The 23829-nt window shown below is 71.7% G+C and carries 25 protein-coding genes; 10 read left to right on the forward strand and 15 right to left on the reverse strand.

What is annotated here, in order from left to right:
* From GTW40_RS30155 to GTW40_RS30175, 5 genes are all read right to left on the reverse strand, one after another.
* On the reverse strand, nucleotides 1-540 hold a 540-nt coding region (locus GTW40_RS30155; protein ID WP_161183307.1), incomplete at its 3' end, for an MFS transporter.
* Nucleotides 537-1088, reverse strand: a complete 552-nt coding sequence (locus GTW40_RS30160) for a TetR/AcrR family transcriptional regulator (RefSeq protein WP_161183308.1) — start codon at nucleotides 1086-1088, stop codon at nucleotides 537-539. The genes GTW40_RS30160 and GTW40_RS30155, both read right to left, overlap by 4 nt.
* 104 nt (nucleotides 1089-1192) lie before the next feature.
* Entirely contained in the window at nucleotides 1193-2164 is a 972-nt protein-coding gene (locus GTW40_RS30165) for an aldo/keto reductase (protein ID WP_161183309.1), read from the reverse strand.
* 154 nt (nucleotides 2165-2318) lie between these two features.
* The gene (gene argH, locus GTW40_RS30170) at nucleotides 2319-3740 is read right to left on the reverse strand and encodes an argininosuccinate lyase (RefSeq protein WP_161183310.1); all 1422 of its coding nucleotides are present in this window, start codon (nucleotides 3738-3740) and stop codon (nucleotides 2319-2321) included.
* A gap of 98 nt (nucleotides 3741-3838) precedes the next feature.
* Nucleotides 3839-5032, reverse strand: a complete 1194-nt coding sequence (locus tag GTW40_RS30175) for an argininosuccinate synthase (RefSeq protein ID WP_161183311.1) — start codon at nucleotides 5030-5032, stop codon at nucleotides 3839-3841.
* Between the two features lie 90 nt (nucleotides 5033-5122).
* Here GTW40_RS30175 and GTW40_RS30180 point away from each other — a divergent pair, with 90 nt between their 5' ends.
* The gene (locus tag GTW40_RS30180; protein ID WP_161183312.1) at nucleotides 5123-5737 is read left to right on the forward strand and encodes a pyridoxamine 5'-phosphate oxidase family protein; all 615 of its coding nucleotides are present in this window, start codon (nucleotides 5123-5125) and stop codon (nucleotides 5735-5737) included.
* On the opposite strand, the gene GTW40_RS30185 is transcribed toward GTW40_RS30180, so the two are convergent.
* Nucleotides 5734-7227 carry a HAMP domain-containing sensor histidine kinase gene (locus GTW40_RS30185; RefSeq protein ID WP_343245826.1) on the reverse strand — a complete coding sequence of 498 codons (1494 nt, stop codon included), beginning with the start codon at nucleotides 7225-7227 and terminating at the stop codon, nucleotides 5734-5736. The genes GTW40_RS30180 and GTW40_RS30185 overlap by 4 nt on opposite strands.
* Nucleotides 7224-7964: a response regulator transcription factor gene (locus GTW40_RS30190; protein ID WP_161183313.1), complete on the reverse strand. Its 741-nt coding sequence runs from the start codon at nucleotides 7962-7964 to the stop codon at nucleotides 7224-7226. The genes GTW40_RS30185 and GTW40_RS30190 overlap by 4 nt, the downstream gene beginning before the upstream one ends.
* A 157-nt stretch (nucleotides 7965-8121) precedes the next feature.
* Between GTW40_RS30190 and GTW40_RS30195 the strand changes: the two genes are divergently transcribed.
* The 5 genes from GTW40_RS30195 to GTW40_RS30215 are packed head-to-tail and all read left to right on the forward strand — an operon-like array spanning nucleotide 8122 to nucleotide 13038.
* Nucleotides 8122-9471, forward strand: a complete 1350-nt coding sequence (locus tag GTW40_RS30195) for a ferric reductase-like transmembrane domain-containing protein (protein ID WP_161183314.1) — start codon at nucleotides 8122-8124, stop codon at nucleotides 9469-9471.
* A 35-nt stretch (nucleotides 9472-9506) separates the two neighbouring features.
* The gene (locus GTW40_RS30200; protein ID WP_161183315.1) at nucleotides 9507-9938 is read left to right on the forward strand and encodes an FMN-binding protein; all 432 of its coding nucleotides are present in this window, start codon (nucleotides 9507-9509) and stop codon (nucleotides 9936-9938) included.
* 59 nt (nucleotides 9939-9997) lie between these two features.
* Entirely contained in the window at nucleotides 9998-11380 is a 1383-nt protein-coding gene (locus GTW40_RS30205) for a ferredoxin reductase family protein (RefSeq protein ID WP_161183316.1), read from the forward strand.
* Between the two features lie 49 nt (nucleotides 11381-11429).
* Nucleotides 11430-12245: an FMN-binding protein gene (locus GTW40_RS30210; RefSeq protein WP_202486612.1), complete on the forward strand. Its 816-nt coding sequence runs from the start codon at nucleotides 11430-11432 to the stop codon at nucleotides 12243-12245.
* A 52-nt stretch (nucleotides 12246-12297) separates the two neighbouring features.
* Nucleotides 12298-13038, forward strand: coding sequence for an FAD:protein FMN transferase (locus tag GTW40_RS30215; protein ID WP_161183332.1), 741 nt, complete (start codon nucleotides 12298-12300; stop codon nucleotides 13036-13038).
* 80 nt (nucleotides 13039-13118) lie between these two features.
* Here GTW40_RS30215 and GTW40_RS30220 read toward each other — a convergent pair whose 3' ends face one another.
* From GTW40_RS30220 to GTW40_RS30255, 8 genes are all read right to left on the reverse strand, one after another.
* Nucleotides 13119-13664 (reverse strand): arginine repressor, encoded by a 546-nt coding sequence (locus GTW40_RS30220; protein ID WP_161183317.1) that lies wholly within the window; start codon nucleotides 13662-13664, stop codon nucleotides 13119-13121.
* Between the two features lie 7 nt (nucleotides 13665-13671).
* Nucleotides 13672-14868: an acetylornithine transaminase gene (locus GTW40_RS30225; protein ID WP_161183334.1), complete on the reverse strand. Its 1197-nt coding sequence runs from the start codon at nucleotides 14866-14868 to the stop codon at nucleotides 13672-13674.
* 5 nt (nucleotides 14869-14873) lie between these two features.
* Nucleotides 14874-15791, reverse strand: a complete 918-nt coding sequence (argB, locus tag GTW40_RS30230; RefSeq protein ID WP_161183318.1) for an acetylglutamate kinase — start codon at nucleotides 15789-15791, stop codon at nucleotides 14874-14876.
* A complete protein-coding gene (gene argJ, locus GTW40_RS30235) occupies nucleotides 15788-16939 on the reverse strand; it encodes a bifunctional glutamate N-acetyltransferase/amino-acid acetyltransferase ArgJ (protein WP_161183319.1) in 1152 nt (383 codons plus the stop codon). The genes argB and argJ overlap by 4 nt, the downstream gene beginning before the upstream one ends.
* Nucleotides 16936-17964: an N-acetyl-gamma-glutamyl-phosphate reductase gene (gene argC / locus GTW40_RS30240; RefSeq protein ID WP_161183320.1), complete on the reverse strand. Its 1029-nt coding sequence runs from the start codon at nucleotides 17962-17964 to the stop codon at nucleotides 16936-16938. Before argC ends, argJ begins: the two co-directional genes overlap by 4 nt.
* 92 nt (nucleotides 17965-18056) lie before the next feature.
* Nucleotides 18057-18887, reverse strand: a complete 831-nt coding sequence (locus tag GTW40_RS30245; protein WP_161183335.1) for a hypothetical protein — start codon at nucleotides 18885-18887, stop codon at nucleotides 18057-18059.
* A gap of 55 nt (nucleotides 18888-18942) precedes the next feature.
* Nucleotides 18943-19902 carry a hypothetical protein gene (locus GTW40_RS30250; RefSeq protein ID WP_161183321.1) on the reverse strand — a complete coding sequence of 320 codons (960 nt, stop codon included), beginning with the start codon at nucleotides 19900-19902 and terminating at the stop codon, nucleotides 18943-18945.
* A 103-nt stretch (nucleotides 19903-20005) separates the two neighbouring features.
* Nucleotides 20006-21103: a MerR family transcriptional regulator gene (locus GTW40_RS30255; protein ID WP_161183336.1), complete on the reverse strand. Its 1098-nt coding sequence runs from the start codon at nucleotides 21101-21103 to the stop codon at nucleotides 20006-20008.
* A gap of 215 nt (nucleotides 21104-21318) precedes the next feature.
* Between GTW40_RS30255 and GTW40_RS30260 the strand changes: the two genes are divergently transcribed.
* The 4 genes from GTW40_RS30260 (at nucleotide 21319) to GTW40_RS30275 (ending at nucleotide 23800) form a co-directional block, all read left to right on the forward strand.
* On the forward strand, nucleotides 21319-21657 hold the full coding sequence (locus GTW40_RS30260; RefSeq protein ID WP_161183322.1) for a metalloregulator ArsR/SmtB family transcription factor: 339 nt from the start codon (nucleotides 21319-21321) through the stop codon (nucleotides 21655-21657).
* Entirely contained in the window at nucleotides 21654-22100 is a 447-nt protein-coding gene (locus GTW40_RS30265) for an SRPBCC domain-containing protein (protein ID WP_161183323.1), read from the forward strand. The genes GTW40_RS30260 and GTW40_RS30265 overlap by 4 nt, the downstream gene beginning before the upstream one ends.
* Nucleotides 22101-22473: 373 nt before the next feature.
* On the forward strand, nucleotides 22474-23199 hold the full coding sequence (locus GTW40_RS30270; RefSeq protein WP_161183324.1) for a DUF4839 domain-containing protein: 726 nt from the start codon (nucleotides 22474-22476) through the stop codon (nucleotides 23197-23199).
* A 97-nt stretch (nucleotides 23200-23296) separates the two neighbouring features.
* Nucleotides 23297-23800, forward strand: coding sequence for a lysophospholipase (locus GTW40_RS30275; RefSeq protein WP_161183325.1), 504 nt, complete (start codon nucleotides 23297-23299; stop codon nucleotides 23798-23800).
* Nucleotides 23801-23829: the final 29 nt, after the last annotated feature.

Here is a 23829-nt window from a genome sequence, read left to right on the forward strand (position 1 = left end):
CAGGAAGACCGAGCCCCACCAGAAGTGCTCCAGGAGGAAGCCGCCGACGATGGGCCCGACGGCCGTACCGGCGGAGGCGGTGGCGCCCCAGACACCGACGGCGAGGCTGCGTTCGCGCGGGTCGGTGAAGAGGGTGCGGATCAGGCCCAGGGTCGCGGGCATCAGGGTCGCGCCCGCCACGCCGAGCAGGGCGCGGGCCAGGATCATGAGGCCGGGGGTCGTCGCGTAGGCGTTCAGGACGGAGAGCGCGCCGAACGCCGCCGCGCCCCACAGCAGGACGCGCTTGCGGCCGACGCGGTCGCCGAGGCTGCCCATGGAGACGAGCAGTCCGGCGATGACGAAGGAGTAGACGTCCCCGATCCACAGCAGTTCGGTGCCGGAGGGGTGGAGGTCCTCGCTGATGAAGGGGGTGGCCAGGCCGAGGACGGTGGCGTCGACGGCCACCAGGAGTACGGCCAGGGTCAGGACGGCGAGTGCGAGCCAGCGGCCGGGGCGGGGTTCGGTACCCGTCGCGACGGCCGGCCGCAGGGTGCCGGTCATGGTTCCTCGTTCCTGAGGGCGCCGCCGAGCAGCAGCTCGGCGACCATGGTGGGAAAGTCACGGGCGGCCACGCGGCCGTCCAGGGTGGCCCAGGCGCACGCGGTGATCAGCCCGTACAGCGCCTCGGTGAGCCAGGCGGGGGTGAGGTCGATGCGCAGCTCGCCCTCGCGCTGTCCGCGCCGGAACAGCGCGCCGATCCGGGCGTCCAGACACTCCCAGCCCTCGTTCTGCCCCTGGCCCTCCCAGAGCTGGCTCTCGCCGTAGAGGAAGGCGACCAGTCCGGCGGCGGACTGCAGCTCGCGCACCAGACGGCGTACGGCCTCGCTCACGGGGCCCTCGTCGAGGCGGGCACGGTCGAGCGCGGCCTCGCACTCGGCGATGCCGAGGGCTTCCAGCGCGCGGACGAGCGCGTCGCGTCCGGCGAAGTGGCGGTGCAGGGTGGCACGGCTGATCCCGGCGGCACGGGCGACCTCGTCCATGGTCGCGGTGGATCTGCGGGTCAGCAGGGCGGCGGCACTGCGCAGCACGTGGTCTCGGTCCAGGGCCATGAGACAAAGGTACCTCTGGTGAGACATTGATGTCTCATCGTGGGCATGTGTGACTCACTCAGGGCCTGGTTGTACCGGTTGTACTGGTGGTGCCGGTCGTGCCCTCAGTGCCAGGGCAGCTGTCCGCGCCGCTCCCAGTACGCGCGCGGGTCCTCCGCCAGGGCGGCGAGGCGGCCCAGCTGGTCCTCGTCCAGGTCGACGGCGGCCGCGTGCAGGTTGGAGGTGAGCTGGGTGGCGGTCGCGGCGCCGGAGAGCACCACGTCGGCCCAGGGGCGGCACAGGACCAGGGCGAGGGCGACGGCGTCGGCGCCGAGGCCGGTCTCCTCGGCCACCTCCCGCAGGGGCCGGGGCGCGTCGGGTCCGGCGAGCCGGCCGTTGGCCATGCCCTCCTTGACGATCACGGTCAGCCCGGCGTCGTGCGCCTCCGCGAGGGCGGCGCCCGCCGAGGTCTCCAGGGCGTTGTACGTCGACTGCACGGTACGGAAGAGGCGTTCGCCGTCCACCGTGATCTTCAGCGCGGCCCGGATGGCGTCGGCCTGCGCGGGGCCGCTGGTGGAGAAGCCGATGGTGAGGCCGTCGGCGGCCTCCTGCGCGAGGCGTCCGTGCAGGGCGCGGTCGGTGAGGGCCGGGCTGTCGGGGGTGACGGAGTGGATCTGGTAGAGGTCGAGCCGGTCGCCGAGCAGGGTGTCGGTCTCGGCGCGCTGGCGGTCGTACGTGGCCAGGGAGTGGTCCTTGACCTCGTGTTGTTCGGCTTCGGTGGACCAGTCGGCGGTGTAGGTGTAGCCCCACTTGCTGCCGATGACCACGTCGCTCACGTCTGTGTGTGCGCTGAGCCAGTCCGCGAGGAACTCCTCCGCCCGGCCGTAGGAGCGGGCGGTGTCGAAGTAGCGGACGCCCTGCGCGTAGGCCGCGTCGAGAAGTTCATGGGTGCGGGCGCGCAGCGCTTCCACGCTGCGGTCCGCTCCGAGGTCTTCGGCCCGGCCCAGGTTGATGTAGCCGGGACGGCCCACTGCGGCCAGGCCCAGGCCGATGTGGCGGGTCGGGGTTGTCGCGGCTGCGAGGCGGGCGAAGGGCATCTCGGGCTCCGTTTCCGTCGACTGCGACACCAACGTAGCCGGTGCGCCCAAGAGCTCGGGGGGTTCGGCTCTTGGGCGGCCGCGGGTGCGTTGTGGCTTGTCGCGCCCACACGGCGGTAGCCGCAAATCGATACAGCCCCGCGCCCCTAAGAAACTAGGGCCTCGCCCAATCGTGCTGTGTCTTCACATCCGTCTTCAGTTCCGCCAGTTGAATGGCCACCGCGCTCGGGGCCGTACCCCCTCGCCCATTGCGGGACGCCAGCGCGCCCGGGACGTTCAGGACCGTGCGGACCTCGGGGGTGAGGTGGGTGGAGATCTTGGCGAACTGGTCGTCGGTCAGTTCGTCCAGTTCCTTGCCCTCGGCCTCGGCGGCCTTGACGCACTCGCCCGCGACCTCGTGGGCGACGCGGAAGGGGACGCCCTGCTTGACCAGCCATTCCGCGATGTCGGTGGCGAGGGAGAAGCCGGCCGGGGCCAGTTCCTCCATGCGCTCGCGGTGCACGGTGAGGGTGGCGATCATGCCGGTGAAGGCGGGGAGCAGGACTTCGAGCTGGTCGCAGGAGTCGAAGACCGGCTCCTTGTCCTCCTGGAGGTCGCGGTTGTAGGCGAGGGGAAGGGCCTTGAGGGTGGCCAGCAGGCCGGTCAGGTTGCCGATGAGGCGACCCGACTTGCCGCGTGCCAGCTCCGCGATGTCCGGGTTCTTCTTCTGCGGCATGATCGAGGAGCCGGTGGAGAAGGCGTCGTGCAGGGTGACGAAGGAGAACTCCTTCGTGTTCCAGATGATGATCTCCTCGGCGATCCGGGAGAGGTTCACGCCGATCATGGCGGTGATGAAGGCGAACTCCGCGACGAAGTCCCGCGAGGCCGTGCCGTCGATCGAGTTGCCGACGCTGCCGTGCTCGAAGCCGAGGTCGCGGGCGACCGCCTCCGGGTCGAGCCCTAGGGAGGACCCGGCCAGCGCGCCGGAGCCGTACGGCGAGACGGCCGTGCGCTGGTCCCACTGGCGCAGCCGCTCGGCGTCCCGGGACAGGGACTGCACATGGGCCAGCACATGGTGGGCGAAGAGCACCGGCTGGGCGTGCTGGAGGTGGGTGCGGCCGGGCATGGCCACGTCCGGGTGGGCTTCGGCCAGGCCGATCAGGGCGTCCTGGAGGTCGGCGATCAGGCCGCCGACGATCCGGGCGTGGTCGCGCAGGTACATCCGGAAGAGCGTGGCGACCTGGTCGTTCCGCGAGCGTCCCGCGCGCAGTTTGCCGCCGAGGTCGGGGCCGAGCCGTTCGAGGAGGCCGCGCTCCAGCGCCGTATGCACGTCCTCGTCGGCGATCGTGCCCACGAAGGAGCCGTCGGCGACGTCCGCCTCCAGCTGGTCGAGCCCGGCGAGCATCCGCGTCAGCTCGTCCTCGGTGAGCAGGCCCGCCGTGTGCAGCACGCGGGCGTGGGCGCGGGACCCTGCGATGTCGTAGGGGGCGAGCCGCCAGTCGAAGTGGACGGACGCGGACAGCTTCGCCAGGGCCTCGGCGGGACCGTCGGCGAAACGGCCGCCCCAGAGCCGTACGTCACCGCTGTTGCTGCTCACTGCGTTGCTCCCTCGGGTGTGGCTGGGTGTACGACCGCCTCCCCACCCTGGCAGGCGGAGAGGCGGTCGTTCTACTGCTGTCCTGTTAACGACGCGGCTTACGCGAGGTCCCGCTTGGCGGCGATCTTCGACGACAGGCTGTAGATGTCGATGAAGCCCTTGGCCGCGGCCTGGTCGAAGGTGTCGCCGGTGTCGTAGGTGGCGAGGTTGAAGTCGTACAGCGACGACTGGGACCGGCGGCCGGTGACGACGGCGCGGCCGCCGTGCAGGGTCATGCGGACGTCGCCGTTCACGTGCTCGTTGGCCTCGGTGATGAAGCCGTCGAGGGCGCGCTTGAGCGGGGAGAACCACTGGCCGTCGTAGACCAGTTCGCCCCAGCGCTGCTCCACCTGCCGCTTGTAGCGGGCGAGTTCGCGCTCGACGGTGACGTTCTCCAGCTCCTGGTGGGCGGTGATCAGGGCGATGGCGCCCGGAGCCTCGTACACCTCGCGGGACTTGATGCCGACGAGACGGTCCTCGACCATGTCGATCCGGCCGATGCCCTGGGCGCCCGCGCGCTCGTTGAGCTGCTGGATGGCCTGGAGGACGGTGACCGGGCGGCCGTCGATGGCGACCGGGACGCCGCGCTCGAAGGTGATGACGACCTCGTCGGCCTCGCGGGGCTCGGCCGGGTTGGAGGTGTACTCGTAGATGTCCTCGATCGGCGCGTTCCAGATGTCCTCCAGGAAGCCCGTCTCGACGGCGCGTCCGAAGACGTTCTGGTCGATGGAGTACGGGGACTTCTTGGTGGTCGCGATCGGGAGGTTCTTCGCCTCGCAGAAGGCGATCGCCTTGTCACGGGTCATCGCGTAGTCGCGGACCGGGGCGATGCACTTCAGGTCGGGGGCGAGGGCGACGATGCCTGCCTCGAAACGGACCTGGTCGTTGCCCTTGCCGGTGCAGCCGTGGGCGACCGTGGTGGCGCCGTGCTTCTGGGCGGCGGCCACGAGGTGCTTGACGATGGTCGGCCGCGAGAGGGCCGAGACCAGCGGGTACCGGTCCATGTAGAGGGCGTTCGCCTTGATCGCCGGGAGGCAGTACTCCTCGGCGAACTCGTCCTTGGCGTCGGCCACTTCGGCCTCCACCGCACCGCACGCGAGGGCGCGCTTGCGGATGACGTCCAGGTCCTCGCCACCCTGGCCGACGTCCACCGCTACGGCGATGACCTCGGCGCCCGTCTCCTCGGCGATCCAGCCGATGGCGACGGAGGTGTCCAGTCCGCCTGAGTAGGCGAGTACGACGCGCTCGGTCACGGGTTTCTCCTCACGTGCATTCGCTGTTATGCATGAGTATGCAGAACTCCGCATGATTCGTCAATCGCGGCGCGCGGGTAGCCAGCAGGCATGGGAAAGACATATGAGCGCATCGACGGCAGGCTGCGGAGATTCATCGAGGACCAGCCCCTCTTCTTCACGGCGACCGCGCCCCTGTCCGGCGACGGCACGGTCAACCTCTCCCCCAAGGGCCTGAAGGGCTCCTTCGCCGTCCTGGACGACCTCACGCTGGCCTATCTCGACTTCGCGGGCTCCCACGCGGAGACCATCGCCCACCTGCGCGAGAACGGCCGGATCACCCTGATGTGGTGCGCCTTCCAGGGGCCGCCCAACATCGTCCGCGTCCACGGCCGCGGCGAGCCCGTCTTCCGCGACGACCCCCGCTTCCCGGAGCTCCTGGCCGCGTTCCCGGACATCGACCCCACCCAGCACGGCCTGCGGGCCGTCATCGTGGTCCGCGCGGACCTGATCCGCGACTCCTGCGGCTACGCCGTCCCGTACATGGCCTACGAATCGGACCGCGAGCTGCACGCCAAGCGCTTCGCCCGCGAGGACGACGCGTCGCTGAGCGCGTACTTCGCCAGGAAGGACCACATCGCCACGAGCATCGACGGCTTGCCGGGGCTGCCGCTGCCCCTGCCGCCGACCGGGGCCGGGGCCGTCGGGGCCGGGGCCGAGGGCTAGCTCTCCCGGGGCAGCCGGACCACGAACGTCGTGCTTCCCGGACCGCTCTCCAGGCTCACGCTTCCGCTGTGCGCTTCGACCACCGCCGACACGATCGACAGGCCGAGCCCGGCCCCTCCGCCCGGGGCGTCCGCGAGGCGCCGGTGTTCCGCGCGGGTGAACCGCTCGAAGACGTGGGCGCGGACCTCCTCCGGGATGCCGGGGCCGTCGTCGCGCACGCGGAGGCGGGCCGCGCCGTCCTCGGCCGCCAGGGTGACCGTGACCTCGGTGCCGGGCGGGGTGTGGAGGCGGGCGTTGGTCAGGAGGTTGGCCAGTACCTGGTGCAGCCGGTGGGCGTCGCCGGAGACGGTGACCGGCTCCTCGGCGAGGTCCAGGGTCCACCGGTGGTCCGGGCCCACGGCGCGGGCATCGGTGACCGCGTCCAGGACCAGGCGGGTGAGGTCGACCGGACGGCGTTCCAGGGGACGCCCCGCGTCGAGGCGGGCGAGCAGCAGCAGGTCGTCCACCATCGCGCCCATCCGGGCGGACTCGGCGGCGATGCGCTCCAGCGCGCGGGTGACCTCGGCCGGGACCGGGCCGGGGTGCAGCAGCGCGAGTTCCGCGTGTCCGCGCACCGAGGCGACCGGGGTGCGCAGCTCGTGGCTGGCGTCGGCGGCGAAGCCGCGCAGCCGCTCCTCGCTCGCCTGCCGCTTGGTCAGCGCGTCCTCGACATGGCCGAGCATGTGGTTGACGGCGGTCGCGACCCGGCCGACCTCGCTGCGCGGCTCCGCGACCGGCACCCTCGCCGGGAGTGCCACCTCGCCGCTGGCCAGCGGAAGCCCGCTGACCCGGGTGGCGGTCGCGGCGACCCGGTTGAGCGGCCGCAGCGACCAGCGGACCCAGAGCGCCCCGGCCACTCCGGTGACCACGAGGGCGAGCCCGAAGACGACCCCGGAGACCAGCTCCAGCCGGTGGACGGCGGCCTCCACCGGCTCCAGGGGAAGTCCGACGACCAGGACGTCGCCGTCCCGGCCCCGGTCAGCCGTCAGCCGGTAGTCGTGCAGGGCGGACAGGCGGACCGTGTGCGGGCTGCCGTCGGGCGGCAGCGCGGCCAGCGCCCGCGCGTCCGCCGGGGTCAGGGCGACGCCCAGGTCGGCGGTCGGATCTCCGGCCCGCACGAGGCCGCGGTGGGTGACCCTGCCGTCGACCAGCCGGGCGCCGAAGGTGCCCGCCGTCTGGCGCCGGGTGTCGCCGTACTCGTCGCCGTCGTGGTCGTCGGGCAGGACGCCGTGGTGTTCCAGGCTCTCCGGGAACCGGTCGCCCGCCTCGACGAGCTGCTGGTCCAGGCGCCGGGTGAGGAAGCCGTTCAGCTCCACGACCGCGGCCAGGCCCACGGCCGCGCAGCTCACGGCGAGCAGCACGACCAGCCCTGCGGTGAGCCGGGCGCGCAGGGTGCGGGGCAGCCGCGGCCTCCACGACGACCGTCGCTCCCTCAGCCTCGGCCTCCTCACCGGGCCACCGGCTTCAGCACGTACCCCGCCCCGCGCACGGTGTGGATCATCGGCTCGCGTCCGGCGTCCACCTTCTTGCGCAGGTAGGAGATGTACAGCTCGACCACATGCGCGCGGCCCCCGAAGTCGTAGGACCACACCCGGTCGAGGATCTGCGCCTTGCTCAGGACGCACCGCGGGTTGCGCATGAGGTAGCGCAGCAGCTCGAACTCGGTCGGTGAGAGGTCGATCAGCTCACCGCCCCGGGTCACCTCGCGCGCGTCCTCGTCCATGACCAGGTCGCCGACGGTCAGGCGCGGGCCCTCGGTCAGGAGACGGGCCATGCCCGCGCGGCGCAGGAGTCCGCGCAGCCGGGCGACGACCTCCTCCAGGCTGAAGGGCTTGGTCACGTAGTCGTCGCCGCCCGCCGTGATCCCCGCGATCCGGTCCTCGACGGCGTCCCGCGCGGTGAGGAAGAGCACACAGACATCGGGGCCGACCTCCTGCAGACGGCGCAGCACGGCGAGGCCGTCGGTGTCCGGCAGCATCACGTCCAGGACGACGGCGTCGGGCCGCAGCTCCCGTGCCGAGGCGAGGGCCGAGGCGCCGTCGCCCGCCGCGCGGACCTCCCAGCCCTCGTAGCGCAGGGCTCCGGTGAGCACCTCCGCGAGGTCGGGGTCGTCGTCCACGACGAGGACGCGCAGGGGGGTGCCGTCGGGACGGGTGAGCGTGGGGCGGCCGGAGGGAGAGGTGTTCATCGCGCTCTCCAGCATCGCCGATGCGCAGGGGTGGGACGCGACCGGCGAAGCTCTGAGTTTCCTCTGAAGACCCCGGTGCCGTTCAGAGGTCCCTCAGAACTTCGCCCCGCACAGTGGCGGTCCTGACGGACGAAGGACGGACGAAGGGACGACACCGATGACCACCGTGGACGAGTGGCGCGCGGCGCCGCCCGTGTCACCCCCGGCCCGCCGCTCGCCCGCCGTGCCCGTGCTGGTCCTGCTGTGGGCGGGCGCGGCGGCCGTGCTCGCGCTGTGGTGGACCGGTACGGACACGGTCGTGGGCGCGGCGGGCTGGCTGACGGGCGCCGGGCGGATCACCGGCCTGCTGTGCGGGTACGCCTGTGCCGTCCTGGTCGGCCTGATGGCGCGGGTACCGCTGCTGGAGACGCGGATCGGCTCGGACCGGGTGGCCCGCTGGCACGCGCTCGCCGGGCGCTGGACGGTCTCGCTGCTGGTCGCGCACGTCGTGCTGATCATCGCCGGGTACGCCGCGCAGGAGCGGGCCTCGCTGTGGCACGAGACGGTCACCGTCGTCCTCGACTACCCCGACATGCTGAAGGCGACGGCGGGCACGGTCGTGCTGGGCGCGGTGGGGATCACCTCCGCGCGGGCGGTGCGCCGCCGCACGGGCCACGAGTTCTGGTACCGCGTCCATCTGCTGACCTACGCGGCCGTGTTCCTGGCCTTCGGGCACCAGGTGGCCCTGGGCGCGGACCTCGGCGGGCGCGGTGCGAACGCCGCGTGGTACGCGCTGTACCTCTCGGCCGCGGCGCTGGTGCTGTGGTTCCGTGTGCTGGTCCCGGTGCGGCTGAATCTGCGGCACGGGCTGCGGGTGGAGTCCGTGCGGGCGGAGGCGCCAGGCGTGTACTCGGTGGTCGTGACCGGGCGGCGGCTGGACCAACTGGGCGCGGAGTCCGGCCAGTTCTTCCGCTGGCGGTTCCTCGGCGCGGGACTCGGCGGCACCTCCACCCCGTACTCGCTCTCCGCGCCGCCGCTCCCCGACCGGCTGCGGATCACCGTGAAGGCGCTGGGCGACCACAGCGCGAAGGTCGCGCTGCTGCGGCCGGGCACCCGTGTGTGGGCGGAGGGACCGTACGGCTCGCTCACCGCCGGGCGGGCCACGAGCCACCGGTCCCTGCTCATCGCGGCCGGGGTGGGCATCACGCCCCTGCGCGCGCTGTTCGAGACGCTGCCCGGGGAAACGGCGCTGCTCTACCGGGCACGCGGGACCGAGGACCTGGCCCTGCGCGGGGAGTTGGAGGCGATAGCCCACCGGCGTGGCGCCCCGCTGCGGTACGTGCTCAACGGCCCGCACGGCGAGCGCCCCCTGCTCACCCCGGAGTGGCTGCGCGCGGCGTACCCCGGGCTGCCGGGACACGACGTCTTCATCTGCGGCCCCCACGGCTTCGCCCAGGGCGTCTACGCGGCGCTGCGGGCGGCGGGCGTCCCGGACCGGCGCATCCACCACGAATCGTTCGAGCTGTAGGACACATTCGAGTTGTAGGACACAGAGGAATCACCGTGCATCCCCTGCGCAAGAACCGGCCCCTGCGCCGTACCGTCCTGGCCTGCGCGGCCGCCGTCGCCGTGACGGTGCTGCCGCTGTCCCTGAAGCCGCACACGAACCCGGCATTGGCAGCCGTACCGCCGCAGGGCTCGGCCGGTGCGGGCACCGGCAGCCGCACCGTCACCGGGGACACCGCGCAGACGCGGTGGGGGCCGGTCCAGGTCCGGGTGACGCTCGACAACGGCAGGCTCACCGACGTGACCGCCGTCCGGCATCCCTCGGAGAATTCGCGCGACCAGGAGATCAACGCCTTCGCCCTGCCCCGGCTGCGCGCCGAGGCGCTGGCGGCCCAGAGCGCGGACATCGACACGGTGTCGGGAGCCACCTACACCAGCACCGGATACAGGCAGTCGCTCCAGTCCGCGCTCGACTCCGCCGCACGCTGAACACTCCGCGCGTACCGCTCGTATGTGTGGGCCAAGGGTCAAGTCCCCACGGAGGAACCGTGACCACCACGCTTGCGGGCGGACGTGCCGCCCGCCGCCAGACGATGCGCCGCATCCGTCCACGCCGCTCCCCCGCCGTCCCGCTGCTGCTGGCGGTGTGGGCCGGGGCGGCGGCCGTGTTGTGGCTCTGGTGGCACAACACGCCGTCCATCGCGGACAACGCGGGCCGGATTCTGAACGCGGGCCGGATCACCGGGCTGCTCGCCGGATACCTGATGGCGCTGGTCGTGCTGCAGATGGCGCGCGTACCGGCGCTGGAGCGGCGGGTCGGCTCGGACCGGGTGGCCCGCTGGCACGCGATGAGCGGCCGTTACACGCTCAGCCTGGTCCTCGCGCATGTCTTCCTCATCATGTGGGGGTACGCGCTCCAGGCGGGCAAGTCCCTCGGGGACATCGTGCAACAGACGATCGACTCGGTGAACCAGCTGCCCGACATGGGCAAGGCGGCCATCGGCACCGGCCTGTTCGTGGTGATCGGCCTGTCGTCCATCGGTGTGGTGCGGCGCAGGCTGCCGTACGACACCTGGTACCACGTGCACCTGCTGACGTACGCGGCCGTGTTCCTGACGTTCTGGCACCAGATCACCACCGGCAACGACTTCGCGGTGGAGCCGACCGCCAAGACCTTCTGGTACGTGCTCTACGGCGCGGTGACCGCGCTGGTGCTCTGGTACCGGATCATCGTGCCGGTCCGGCTGAACCTGCGGCACCGGATGCGGGTGGAGGCGGTGATCGAGGAGTCGCCGGGCATCGTGTCGGTGCTGATCTCGGGCCGCAAGCTGCACCGGATGGGCGCGCAGGCGGGCCAGTTCTTCCGCTGGCGGTTCCTGGCCCCTGGAATGCGGTTCAGCTCGCACCCGTACTCGCTGTCGGCGGCGCCCCGCCCGGGGATGCTGCGGATCACCGTGAAGGCGATCGGCGACCACAGCGCGCGGCTGCGCGAGCTGACGCCGGGCACGCGGGTGTGGGCGGAGGGGCCGTACGGAGCGCTCACCGCCCAGCGGCGCAGCCGGGGCAAGGTGCTGCTGGTCGCGGGTGGTGTCGGCATCACCCCGATGCGGGCGCTGTTCGAGACGCTGCCCGGCGCGGCCGGTGACATCACCCTGCTCTACCGGGCCAACACCACGCAGGACCTGGCCCTGTGGGACGAGCTGGCGACCATCGCGGAGGAGCGCGGCGCCCGGCTGATGTACGCGGTGAACAGCCCGGAGGGGCGGCGCCCGGACATCTCGGCGGAGAACCTCCAGCGCAAGATCCCCGACATCGATCACCACGACGTCTTCATGTGCGGCCCGCCCGGATTCGCGCAGTCGGTGTACGAGGCGCTGCGTGACGCCGGGGTGCCGGCCCGCCGTATCCACCACGAGTCGTTCGAGATGTGAGCGGCGCTCACCGAAGACCGTTCGCACAAGACCTGGAGCCCTGGAAGACATGAGGAAGAGCCACCCGATTCGCCGGGTCGTGCTGGCCACCGCCGCGACCGTGTCCGGTGTCGTGCTGCTGCTGGCGCTGAAGCCGTCCTCCGACCCGTCCTCGGCGTCGGCGGCGGGCGCGGCGCCGCAGCAGACGGCGGCCGCGCAGGACTCGCCGCAGGGCGGCGCGGAGCAGGCCGGTACCCAGGCGGTGACCGGGGACGTGGCCCAGACGCAGTACGGGGCCGTGCAGGTGCGGCTGACCGTCAGGAACGGGAAGGTCGCCAAGGCGGAGGCGGTCCAGGCGCCCAAGGGCGGCACGAGCGACCAGAAGACCGCGCTCTCGGTGCCCAAGCTCAACCAGGAGGCGGTGGCGGCGCAGAGCGCGGACATCGACTCGGTGTCGGGCGCGACGTACACGAGCACGGGGTACAAGAAGTCGCTCCAGTCGGCGCTGGACAAGATGAAGGCGTCGGCCCCCGCTCCGGGATCGGGCTCGGGCTCCAACTCCGGTTCCGGTGGCTCGAATTCGGGCGGCTCCGGTTCGGCCGAGGCGGCCGCTCCGCGTACCGTCACCGGCAAGGCCGTGCAGACGCCGTACGGGGCCGTCCAGGTGCGGATCACGGTCAGCGGCAAGAAGATCACCCGGGCCGAGGCCGTCCAGGCCCCCAAGGGCGGCACGAGCGACCAGAAGACCGCGCTCTCCGTGCCCAAGCTCAACCAGGCGGCCGTGACGGCCGGGAACGCGGACATCGACTCGGTGTCCGGGGCCACCTACACCAGCACCGGATACAAGCAGTCGCTGCAGTCCGCGCTGGACCAGGCCGGTGGCTGACCGGGTGGCCGAGGGGGTGAAGGACTCCGTGGTGCGGCACGCGGAGGAGGTCATGGGGACCGTGTTCTCCTTCGACGTGCGCGGCGGCGAGGCGGACGCGGTGCGCGCGGCGCTGGACGAGGCGGTCGCGGGCCTGCACCGGGTGGACGCGCTGTTCAGCACGTACCGCGAGGACAGCGAGGTCTCCCGGCTGGTCCGGGGCGAGCTGACGGTGGAGGAGTGCGCGCCGGAGGTCGCCGAGGTGCTGGAGCTCGCGGCCGAGGCGGAGCGGGTGAGCGAGGGCTGGTTCAGCCCGCGCTACCGGGGCTCGCTGGACCCGACCGGGATCGTCAAGGGCTGGTCCGCCGAGCGGGCGGCCCGGGCGCTGGCGGCCGTGGACGGGGTGCGCGGGGTCAGTGTGAACGGCGGCGGCGACGTGCAGATGTGCGGCGCCCCTGAGCCGGGGCGGGCGTGGCGGGTGGGCGTCGCCGATCCGATGCGGCCCGGCGGGCTCGCGGCGGTGATCTCGGCGGCCGGTGCGGAGGAGCTGTCCGTGGCGACCTCGGGGACGGCCGAGCGGGGCGCGCACATCGTGGACCCGCGCACCGGCAAGTCGGCGGTGACCGACCTGGTCGCGGTGACGGTGGTGGGCCCCCGGCTGACCTGGACGGACTGCTGGGCCACGGCCGCCTTCGCGATGGGCTCGCGCGAGGGACTGGACTGGCTGGAGTCACTGCCCGACGTGGAGGCGCTGCTCATCACCGCCGGGGACGAGGTGCGCTGTACCGGGGGGCTGGCGACGCGGCTCGGCTGACCGGCCGCCGTATCGCGCCTACGCGGCGCACCCGGCTGGGGGCGCGGGGAGTGACGACACTCCCCGCGCCCCTGTCGCCGTCACTGGCCGTTCTGGGCCAGCCGCAGCAGATGGTCGGCGAGCGCCTGGCCGCCGGTGGGGTTGCGGCTGATGAGCAGGAGGGTGTCGTCACCGGCGATGGTGCCGAGGATGTCCTGCAGTTCGGCCTGGTCGATGGCCGAGGCGAGGAACTGGGCGGCGCCGGGCGGGGTGCGCAGCACCACGAGGTTGGCGGACGCCTCGGCGGAGATCAGCAGCTCCTGGGAGAGCCGCCGCATCCGCTCCTCCTTGGCGGACTCCCCCAGCGGGGCGCGCGGGGTGCGGAAGCCGCCCTCGCTGGGCACCGCGTAGATCAGGTCGCCGTCGGTGTCGCGGATCTTGACCGCGTTCAGCTCGTCGAGGTCCCGGGAGAGCGTCGCCTGGGTGACGCTCAGCCCGTCGTCGGCGAGCAGCTTGGCGAGCTGGCTCTGCGAGCGCACCGGCTGCCGGTTGAGGATGTCCACGATCCGGCGGTGGCGGGCGGTGCGGGTCTGCGGCACCGCGGGACCGGCACCCCCCGCCTGTCCGTGGTCCTGCGCCTGGCTCATCGTCGTCTCATTCTCCGGCTCGTCCGTCCTCTCGGCTTGCGTCGAGGATGCCGGGCAGCGCCTGGAGGAAGGCGCTCGCCTCGTCGTCGCGGAGGTTCAGCGGGGGCATGAGCCGTACGACGTCGGGGGCGGGCGCGTTCACCAGGAACCCGGCTTCCTGGGCCGCCGCCTGCGCCTGCGCCGCGTACGGTCCGGAGAGCACGATACCCAGCAGGAGCCCCGCGCCCCGTACATGGTCGACGAGCGGGTGGCCGAGCGCCTCGATTCCCTGGCGCAGGTTCTCGCTCTGCCGCTTGGCGTTGGCGAGCAGCCCCTCGGCCTCGATGGTGTCGAGTACGGCGAGTCCGGCGGCGCAGGCGACCGGGTTGCCGCCGAAGGTGGTGCCGTGCTGGCCGGGCTGGAGCAGGTCGGCGGCGCGTCCGAAGGCGAGGGTGGCGCCGAGCGGGAGTCCGCCGCCCAGGCCCTTGGCGAGGGTGACGATGTCGGGGAGTACGCCGTCGTGGGCCTGGTAGGCGAACCAGTCGCCGGTGCGGCCGACGCCGGTCTGCACCTCGTCCAGGACCAGCAGGGCGCCGGTCGCGGCGGTGATCGCGCGGGCGGCCTTGAGATAACCGGGCGGCGGGACCACGACGCCGTTCTCGCCCTGGATGGGCTCGATGATGACCATGGCGGTCTCGTCGGTGACAGCGTCGGCGAGGGCGCGGGCGTCGCCGTAGGGGACGTGGGTGACCTCGCCGGGCAGCGGCAGGAACGGGGTCTGCTTGGCGGGCTGGCCGGTGAGCGCGAGGGCGCCCATGGTGCGGCCGTGGAAGCCGCCGGTGGTCGCGACCATGTGGGTGCGCCCGGTCAGCCGGCCGATCTTGAGGGCGGCCTCGTTGGCCTCGGCGCCGGAGTTGCAGAAGAAGACCTTGCCATCCCGGCCGAACAGCCGCAGCAGGCGCTCGGCGAGGGCGACGGGCGGCTCGGCGACGAAGAGGTTGGAGACATGGCCGAGGGACGCGATCTGCGTGCTGACGGCCGCCACGACCGCGGGGTGCGCGTGGCCGAGGGCGTTGACCGCGATGCCGCCGACGAAGTCGAGGTACCGCTTGCCGTCGGCGTCCCACACGGCGGTGCCCTCGCCGCGCACGAGGGGCAGGCGCGGGGTGCCGTAGTTGTTCATGAGGGCGCCCTGCCAACGGGCGGTCAGGTCCTCATTGTTGATGTCGCTCATGACTCCCCCGGGGTGTCCGGCTCGTCGTCGGGCACGACCATGGTGCCGATGCCCTCGTCCGTGAAGATCTCCAGCAGGATCGAGTGCTGGACCCGGCCGTCGATGACGCGGGCGGTGTTCACGCCGTTGCGTACGGCGTGGAGGCAACCCTCCATCTTGGGCACCATGCCCGAGGAGAGTTCGGGCAGCAGCTTCTCCAGCTGCGTGGCGGTGAGGCGGCTGATCACCTCGTCGGAGTGCGGCCAGTCCTCGTAGAGACCCTCGACGTCGGTGAGGACCATGAGGGTTTCGGCGCCCAGCGCAGCAGCGAGTGCCGCAGCCGCCGTATCAGCATTGACGTTGTAGACATGACCGTCGTCCTCGGAGCGGGCGATGGAGGAGACGACCGGGATGCGGCCGTCCGCGAGCAGTGCCTCGATGGCGCCGGTGTCGATCGCGGTGATCTCGCCGACGCGTCCGATGTCCACCAACTCGCCGTCGATGCGGGGCTGGTGGCGGGTCGCGGTGATGGTGTGGGCGTCCTCGCCGGTGAGGCCGACGGCGAGCGGACCGTGCGCGTTGAGCAGGCCGACCAGTTCGCGCTGGACCTGGCCCGCGAGCACCATCCGTACGACGTCCATGGCCTCCTCGGTGGTGACCCTGAGCCCGGCCTTGAACTCGCTGACGATGCCGTGCCTGTCGAGCGCGGCGCTGATCTGCGGGCCCCCGCCGTGCACGACGACCGGCCTGAGCCCGGCGTGCCGCAGGAAGACGACGTCCTGGGCGAAGGCGGCCTTCAGCTCCTCGTCGACCATGGCGTTGCCGCCGAACTTGATGACGACCGTCTTGCCGTGGTGCCGGGTGAGCCAGGGCAGCGCCTCGACGAGGATCTGGGCCTTGGGGAGCGCGGTGTGCTTCCGCGTGGGGCTGCTCATGAGGAGTACGCGCTGTTCTCGTGGACGTAGTCCGCGGTCAGGTCGTTGGTCCAGATGGTGGCCGTCTCGGTGCCCGCGGCGAGGTCGGCGACGATGTGCACCTCGCGGTAGCGCATGTCGACCAGGTCGCGGTCCTCGCCGACGGAGCCGTTCTTGCAGACCCAGACGTCGTTGATGGCGACGTTGAGCAGGTCGGGGTCGAAGGCGGCCTTGGTGGTGCCGATGGCGGACAGGACACGGCCCCAGTTGGGGTCCTCGCCGTGGATCGCGCACTTGAGGAGGTTGTTGCGGGCGATCGAGCGGCCGACCTCGACGGCGTCCTCCTCGGTGGCCGCGTTGATCACCTCGACCTTGATGTCCTTGCTGGCGCCCTCGGCGTCGCCGATGAGCTGACGGCCGAGGTCCTCGCAGACCTTGCGGACGGCCTCGGTGAACTCCTCCTGGCCCGGCGTGATGCCGGAGGCGCCGGAGGAGAGCAGCAGGACGGTGTCGTTGGTGGACATGCAGCCGTCGGAGTCGACCCGGTCGAAGGTGACCTTGGTGGCGGCGCGCAGGGCCGTGTCGAGTCCTTCGCTGTCCACGTCGGCGTCGGTGGTGAGGACGACGAGCATGGTGGCGAGGCCGGGGGCGAGCATTCCGGCGCCCTTGGCCATACCGCCGACGGTCCAGCCGTCGCCGCCGACCACGGCCGTCTTGTGGTGGGTGTCGGTGGTCTTGATGGCGATGGCGGCCTTCTCGCCGCCGTGCTCGCTCAGGGCGGCGGCGGCCGTCTCGATGCCGGGCAGCAGCTTGTCCATCGGAAGGTGGACGCCGATGAGCCCGGTCGAGCAGACGGCGACCTCGATCGCGCCGCGCCCGAGGACCTCGGCGGCCTTCTCGGCGGTGGCGTGGGTGTCCTGGAAGCCCTTCGGACCCGTACAGGCGTTGGCGCCACCGGAGTTGAGGACGACGACGGAGACCTCGCCGCTCTTGACCACCTGCTCCGACCACAGCACCGGGGCGGCCTTCACGCGGTTGGCGGTGAAGACTCCGGCGGCGGCTCGGCGGGGGCCGGTGTTGACCACGAGGGCCAGGTCGGGGTTGCCGTTGCCCTTGATCCCGGCGGCGATGCCCGCCGCGGTGAATCCCTTGGCCGCTGTGACGCTCAAGGCGCGACTCCGATCGTGGAAAGCCCGGTGGTCTCGTCGAGCCCGAGGGCGATGTTCATGCTCTGTACGGCACCGCCCGCGGTGCCCTTGGTCAGGTTGTCGATGGCGCTGATGGCGATGACGCGGTGGGTTTCCTCGTCGTACGCGACCTGCACCTGTACGGCGTTGGAGCCGGTGACGGAGCCGGTCGCGGGCCACTGCCCCTCGGGGAGGAGGTGGACGAACGGCTCGTCGGCGTACGCCTTCTCGTAGGCGGCACGCACGGCTTGGCCGTCCACCCCCGGACGCGCCTTCGCACTGCACGTGGCGAGGATGCCGCGGGGCATGGGCGCGAGGGTGGGCGTGAAGGAGACGGAGACGCGTCGCCCGGCCGCCCCGCTGAGGTTCTGGATCATCTCCGGGGTGTGCCGATGCCCGCCCCCCACCCCGTACGGCGACATCGACCCCATGACCTCACTGCCGAGCAGATGCGCCTTGGGCGCCTTGCCCGCGCCGGAGGTACCGGAGGCGGCGACGACGACGGCCTCGGGCTCGGCGAGTCCGGCGACGTACGCCGGGACGAGGGCGAGGGAGACGGCGGTCGGATAGCAACCGGGCACCGCGACACGCTTGGACCCCTCCAACGCGGCGCGGGCACCCGGGAGTTCGGGCAGCCCGTACGGCCAGGTACCGGCATGCGGGCTCCCGTAGAACCGCTCCCAGTCCCCGGCGTCCTTCAGCCGGAAGTCGGCGCCCATGTCGATGACGAGCACGTCGGGCCCGAGCTGCTCGGCGACGGCTGCGGACTGCCCGTGCGGCAGCGCGAGAAACACGACGTCGTGCCCCGCGAGGGTCTCGGCGCTGGTCTCCGCCAACACGCGCCCAGCGAGCGGCACCAACTGCGGCTGCAACGCCCCGAGCCGCTGCCCGGCGTTTCCGTGCGCGGTCACGGCCCCGACCTCGACACCCGGATGCCCGAGCAGCAGCCGCAGCACTTCTCCCCCGGCATACCCACTGGCGCCGGCGACAGCTACGCGGACGGTCATGTCAGCCTCCTTCATTGGCATGACTATACGTAGTGCTGCACGTTTATGCAATGACTGGGTGGGGGTATGCGGACATGGTCCTCGGCACCGGTTCAGCCAACGGCCGTCCGGGCCGAACGCGGCTGGGCGCGGAGGGCGGGCAGCCGGGCGCACTCTCCCGCTTCGGCCAGGCTCTCGCCCAGCGTCAGGAGGGAGAGGAGCCGGACCGGGCGGCCTGCCGTGGCGGCGGCTTCCAGTTTGTGGTGGCCGTCGAGGAGGAAGTGGGTCAGGCCCCAGTGGCGGTAGTGGTCGGCAGGCATTCCGGCGGCGGGTTCGCACACGTCCAGGGTGGAGATGGCCACCGCCGTGGGGACGGTTCCGCCCTCCATGAGCGTGATGTACTCCTCGACGCGGTCCCGCTGGTTCCACGTCGGGGGGACCATGGGCACGACGAACTCGTAGAGATGGGCGTCCGCGTCGACGGGGGTCTCGAAGGTGCGGTAGTACGGGGTGTGCGGGTACTCCGGGAGGCCCCAGAACTGGCCGATCCCCCATGTCTCGACCTGCTCGCCGCTGAAGTAGTCGCCCTCCTGGCCGGGGACGACCAGCCGGGGTTCCACGCTCAGGAGCAGCGGAAGGTACTCGCCCTCCGGCAGCAGCGCCCCGAACGCCTCGATCACACCGCCGCCGTCCGGGTCGTCCAGCGCACCGGTGAGCCGTTCCCGCACGTTCTCCAGGGACAGCTTCTGCCCCGAGGTCTCCAACCGGCGGAACAGCAACGGGCACGACCCGCAGTAGAGGCTCAGCTCGAAGGCGGGCTCGCCGTCCACCATGAGCAACCGCCGCCGCGGCCCGTCGCCGACCTTCTGCCGCTCCGCCTCGAAGCGCAACCGCGCCTCGGAGGCAGGCAGGCCGAGCCTGCGCGGGTCACCTGTTCTGATCATCACGGGCCGACCGTACGAGACGCATTGCCCCCGCTCCACCGACCACTCCGCGCGATCACACCCCGCCCAGACAGGACCGACGCACAGGGTGCCCCTCGGCGCCGGGGATCAGGAAGGAGCCGTCGCCCAGGGGCTTCAGGTCGTACGGGCTGGGCACCTCGGCGGTGATCTCGCCGCCGATCTCGCCCGTGCGTACGTCGACCAGGTGGTGGCGGAACCACTCGTCCCCGTCCTCGGTCTCGCCGCCCAGGGTGACGACGGCCGTGTCCGGGGTGAGGTAGCCGCCGGACCATTCCACGAACGTCTCCTCCGGGTCGTAGCCGAAGTCCTCGACGGAGAGGGTCAGGAGGACGTCTCCGCCGGGGTGTTCGTGGAAGGCGACGTCCGTCTGGCCGTGTTCGACGGACATGAACCGCTCCCCGCCCGGCGCCAGGCCGATCAGGCAGCGGTCCGTCCACGGGTAGGTCGTGAACTCCGGTACGCCGTCGGCACCGAGCGCGCCGCGCACGGTGACCACGCCGTCCTGACCCTCGCCGATGTCGAGGTAGACGCTGCCGTCCACGGGGTGCACGTGATGGAAGGCGCCGTGTCCGACGGTCTTCAGCTCATGGCGGGCGAGGACCGCCCCGCTGTCGGCGTCGTGCACCACCCACTGGTCGGAGTCTCCGCGTCCCGCCATCGCGTCCGGCCGGTAGACCCACACGGTCCGTCCGTCCAAGGAGAAGGCACAGCCCGGGCGATGACCGCTGCTCCCCTCGGAGCGCGGCTCGAAGTCCGCCGCCCACACCGGGTCCCCGGCGCGGCTCAGGCAGACGACGCCGTTCAGGGTCGTGTAGACAGCCCGCTCCAGATCGTGCCGCACCGCCGACTCCACGAGCTCGTCACCGGTACGCGGCCGGAAGACCGCCACGGGCTCCAGCGCCCCGAAGACAGCGGGGTCGGCCGTCGGACGGTAGGCGCGGATCCGGCCGTCGCGGTGGCGCGTGATGGTCCGCGGAGGGGGCGTAGGAGTCATCCGCAGAGGCTACGCCCGGCCCGGACAGACGGAGAGCTGAGGCGGTGCGCAAGCCCCGTCCGCGGTCGGCTGCCGCTGAGCGGGGAGCCGGACGCGCCGCGGTTCACGCCACCAGCAGGCGGAGGCCGAGGTCTGCCGCGTCGAGGTCGGCGAGGGCGCGGTTGCGCTCGGCCCAGCGGCCGGAGTCGAGGTCGTCGCCGAGGCGTCGTACCGCTCGCCGCTCGGCCTCCGGGCCGACCCGCGTCCATACCGACATGGCGCGGCGCACGTGATCCTCCAGATAGGCCCCCGGTCGGCGCCAGTACGCCTCGAACAGGCCGTCGGCACAGTCCCAGGGGACGGGCACCGGCTCGGCGCGGGCGCCGATCGCGTCGGCCATCCCGGCGAGCGGGGGAAATCCCGCGAGGACGGTGGTGAATTCGGGCAGGTAGTCGCGGGTGAGCCAGAAGCGGTCCTGCCATCCGGGCTCGTCGGTGTCGAACGTGAGCACCACCACGCGGCGGGCCACACGCCGCATCTCGCGCAACCCGGCCATCGGGTCAGCCCAGTGGTGAACGGTCGAGACGGCCATGGCGACGTCGAAGGAGTGGTCCTCGAACGGCAGACTCTCCGCGGCGGCGGCCACGCACGGCGCCGAACCGGCAGGCCGCTGCCCCCGCATGACCGCCGACGGCTCCACCGCGGTCACGTCGCGATCGGCGGGCTCGTAGGAGCCGGTGCCCGCCCCGACGTTCAGTACCGTCCGCGCGTCCCCGAGCGCGTCCCAGATCCGCGCGGCGATCCTCGGCTCGGTACGCCGTGTCGCGGGGTAGGCACCGCCGATCGCGTCGTACAGCCGCGCACCGAGTACCTCCAGTTGCTCCTCCGGTGTCACCTTCAGCCCCTTCGCCCGTGCCTCGATTTCCCTGTCGATGGCCGTCACCATGGCGTCGGCGCGATCACGCCGCTCCAGCAGCAGGCCGCGCAGCCGTCGCAGACGCTCGACCGCGTCGGTGGCCGGGTCGCCGACCAGCTCGGCGATCTCGCGCAGCCCGAAGCCCAGCCGCCGATAGGCGAGCACCTCCCGCAGCCGCTCCACGTCGCCCGCCGCATACGCCCGGTACCCGGCCGCGGTCCGCGCCGACGGCTGTACGAGCCCGATCTCGTCATAGTGATGCAGCGTCCGGACGCTCACACCGGCCAGCGCGGCCACGCGTCCCACGGTCCAGTGATCCTCCACGGCACCGACTATGGAGGCTGACGCCACGTGAGGGTCAAGAACCGGGCGTCGACTCCGACCCGCCCCGCTCGACAAACCGGACGCACCCGGGAACCCCTGTCGTGCGTGGATGGACTTGACGTAGCTATGCCGACCACTTACGTTCAACCCATCGGTATAAAACCATACGGTTGAATGCACTCGGATTGGACGGTGAAATGCAGCAAGCCGATGAGCTGAGCCGCATCTTCGCCGCGCTCGCCGACCCCACCCGGAGGGCGCTGCTCGCCCGGCTCGCGGAGGGATCGTTCACGGTGGGTGAGCTTGCCGAGCCGTTCGAGATGACCTTCGCGGCCGTGTCCAAGCACCTACGGGTCCTCGAGAGCGCGGGGCTGGTCAGCCGCGGGCGGGAGGGCCAGTACCGCCCGGCTTCTCTCGACGCCCGCCCGCTGCGCGCCGCCGCGGCATGGATCGGCGGCTACCAGCAGTTCTGGGCCGACAGCTTCGACGCCCTCGACGACCACCTGACCACCCTCGCGAACAAGGAAAAGCAATGACCGGTATCACCATCGACGGCATCGAGATCGACCGCGACTTCGCCGCACCCCCGGCAGCCGTGTTCGCCGCCTGGACGACACCGCAGCACTTCGCACGGTGGTTCGGCGGAAAAGACGTTCAAGTACCGCTCGACAGCCTCGACTTCATCGCCGAGCCCGGACGGACATGGACCGCTCGGATGGTCCTGCCCGACGGCAACACGATCAACTGGACCGGCGAGTTCGTCGAGGTCGTCCCTCACGAGCGCCTCGTGTTCACCATCACCGACCGCCCGGCCGAGCCCGGCCGGGCCACGATCGTCGTCGAACTGGCCGCCATCCCCGGCGGCACCCGGATGCACTTCACCCAGGAGACCCCCGGCTTTACGCCCGAGCAGCAGCACGGCGTACTCGCCGGCTGGCAGTCGTTCATCGACGAGCTGGAGCAGACCGCGGTGGCGTAGCACGCCGGAATCGCCCACCTGCCGACACCACAACGAGGCCCCCTGGCTCCGCTGACGACGAAGGCGGTCACCCCCTCCCCGGGGTGACCGCCTTCGTCGGATCGCGTGCGGCGGCGCGTACGAACGCCTCGTTGTCGACGGTGTCGTCCCACGCGGTCGCAGCATGAGTCCTTGGCGGACCGCGATGAGGACACGGGCGAACGCGCGGCCCCGGACGCGTAAGCCCTCTCCCGGATCCGGCGGGGCGGCAAGGGCGGGATCGACGGGGGTTCCGGCGCCGCAACCGCCACAAAGCAGCGTTCGAGCTCCGCGCAAAGTCCCCTATGCTCGCGAGGCAGTTGGTATGAACAGTTTGTTCAGGGGGCGGAGTCGCATGGCCGAAGAGATCAAGTACGAGTACAAGGCCGTACGGACAGTTCGCGGCACCACCGGTTTGGTAATCTCGAAGATGCAGAAGGACGGCTGGGAGCTCGTAGACCAGACGCAGGGCACGCTTCGCTCCACCCTCGACTTCCGTCGGCCGAAGAAGCCGCAACCGTGGCTCCTGATCGGCGCGGCGGCCGCCGTTTTCGTGGTCCTGGCGATGGTGATCGGTACTGCCACCGCACTCAGCGGCGGGGGCGACACAAAGGGCCGCGCAGACAAGCCCGCGGCCATCGCGAGCCAGAAGCCTTCCGCCAGGCGGACCCCGACCGCCACCGAGTCGGCCGCCGCTGAGGTGATCACGCCTCAGAACAACCCCGAGTTCGCGGCGCTGCTGAAGGCGGACTCGTGCGACGAGGCGAACCTGGACTTCGCGACCCGCCACAAGGGCCGGACGATCGCATTCGACGGCTCGATCGTGAACATGGCGCCCCACGGTGACTACGACACCCGCTACGACCTCCTCCTGGGCCCCGGCGACAAGGGATCGAACACGTCGGCCGGGCCCGCCTTCAAGTACGAGGACGTCAACGTCCTCGACCTGAAGCTGACCGGCGGGAAGATCCCCGCCACCGTCGCTGCGGGCGACGAGTTCCGCTTCGTCGCCGAGGTGGGCGAATTCAACGCGGCCCAGTGCCTCTTCTTCCTCCACCCGGTCTCGACGGAGATCCGGTAGCCACGAGGGACAGCCGGGCCATACACAGGCCCACCACACCCCTTCGTACCACGTCGCCGCGAAGGCGCCCCGTGGCACGCTGCGCGGCATCGTCGGCATGACGTTTCTCGACCAGCGCGACCGGCGGGTCCGCGACGAGACCGCGCACGATCTGCTCACCGCCCGCCTGGGCGCCCCGGCGATGGGGCTGCTCGCCAGGACCCCGGCCGCCGCGTTGAAGTATCCGATGAGCCTGGCCGGGAAGATGTCCGCGCTCGCCAACGACCCGGGCGCGATGAAGGCGCTCATGAAGGACCGCACCTCCGCCGCCAACTGGGTGAGCATCCGGTTCCTGGACCGCTATCTGAACTACGTCCCCGCCGTCGAGCCCGAGGGCTTCGACGCCTGCCCGGTACTGCTGACCCAGCCCACCGAGGACCGCTGGAGCCCCCACCACCTCAGCCTCCCGGTGCTGTCCCGCATCACGAAGGTCCCCGTCGACACCGTCATGCTGGAGAACGCCGGCCACTACCCCCTCGAAGAACCCGGACTGCGGCAACTGCGGGACGCCGTCGCCGACTTCGTCACGAAGAACACGGCCGAGCCGGTACGGCGGCGCTAGGCCGTTGCCTTTCGAACCCGACGCCCTGC

Source organism: Streptomyces sp. SID4985, from assembly GCF_009863025.1.
Classification (GTDB): Bacteria; Actinomycetota; Actinomycetes; order Streptomycetales; family Streptomycetaceae; genus Streptomyces.